This window comes from Pontibacter sp. HJ8, assembly GCF_054824225.1.
On sequence record NZ_JSYF01000643.1, the window covers coordinates 1 to 1,385 of the forward strand.

At 51.3% G+C, this 1,385-nt stretch carries 1 protein-coding gene; it reads left to right on the plus strand.

Annotation, left to right across the window (positions count from 1 at the left end; all coding sequences use genetic code 11):
* Nucleotides 1-143 precede the first annotated feature (143 nt).
* The coding region (locus OB13_RS20550; protein WP_461492056.1) for a SusD/RagB family nutrient-binding outer membrane lipoprotein at nt 144-1,385 on the plus strand (1,242 nt) is incomplete at its 3' end.

Sequence of the window (1,385 nt, forward strand, 5' to 3'; positions counted from 1 at the left end):
CTCTACGGACTACTCCGGGTTTGATCCTGAAAGCAGTTCATCCCCTAGCGGCAGCAACGTGGATGGCTTCGCAGGTTTCACTTACCCAGCTGTGAGAAGCTACCTGTTTACGCTGAATGTCGGATTCTAAATAAGAAATAACAATGAGAAAGATATATAGATATGCGCTTGCCTTTATGATGTTAGGGGCTACGTTTAGTTTACAAAGCTGTGAGGATTATTTCGACAAGCATGACAATCCTAACCTGGTTTCCAATCCACCGCTTAAAGCCATGCTGTCCACGAATACACATAAAACCGGCCTCAACAGCCAGCGTGTAGCGGCCAATACTTCGTTTCTTGTACAGTATGTGGCCAGCCCCTCAGCTGGCGGCGCACTAGATACCTACCAGGTAACGGACCTGACTTCTACCTGGGACAACCTATACTTTGCCATGGCTGATATACATGACATGAAGCAGAAAGGTATAGATGAGGGTGCCTCTGACTATGTGGGTGTAGCCGATATTATGATGGCCTACCACCTCAGCCTGGTTATCGACCTGTGGGGAGATGCACCGTATTCGCAAGCCTTCTATACCGGAGAAGGTGGCGGTAATCCGCTGACGCCGGGCTTCGATTCAGAAGAAGACCTGTATGCCGAAACGCTGCGCCTGCTCGACGAAGGCATTGCGGAACTGAACAAAACAGATTCCAAAATAGCGCTCGACGCCGACAACGACCTGATCCATGGTGGCGATAAAGCAAAATGGATCAAGACGGCCAATGCCTTCAAAGCCAGACAGCTGAACAAGGTGAGCAAGAAGCCTGCTTACAACGCGGCAGCTGTGCTCAGCGCAGTAGAAGGTTCTTATACTTCCAATGCTGATGACGCAGAAATGGCTGTCTTTACTCCTCGTAATCCATGGGCGAGTGTTTCCCTGAGCAACACGCAGCTGCTACTGGGCGGCTGGCTTTCGGAGCAACTCATGGAGCACCTCAATGGAACCACCTACGGTGTGGTGGACCCACGTATAACCAAGATCACGGATCCAACCGTCAATGGGGACTTCAAAGGCACTCCGAATGGGGTAGGCAACGTAGGACCGGCCAACAATACGGTGAAAGACGAGACGTATATATCGCGTAACTCGCCGCTTACCGGTGACCTGTCTCCCCTGCTTATCGCTTCGTACGCCGAGATCAAATTCATAGAGGCCGAGGCTGCTTTCAGGGCAGGTGACAAACAAAGAGCCTATGCTGCCTACCTGGCAGGTATCAAGGCACACATGGATAAGCTGCAAGTACCGGCAGGTGAGCGTGAGGCATACCTGAACAACCCGGTAGTAGCAGTGGGAGCAGCGAACCTAACGCTGGACCTGATCTTCAAAGAGAAATATGTGGTG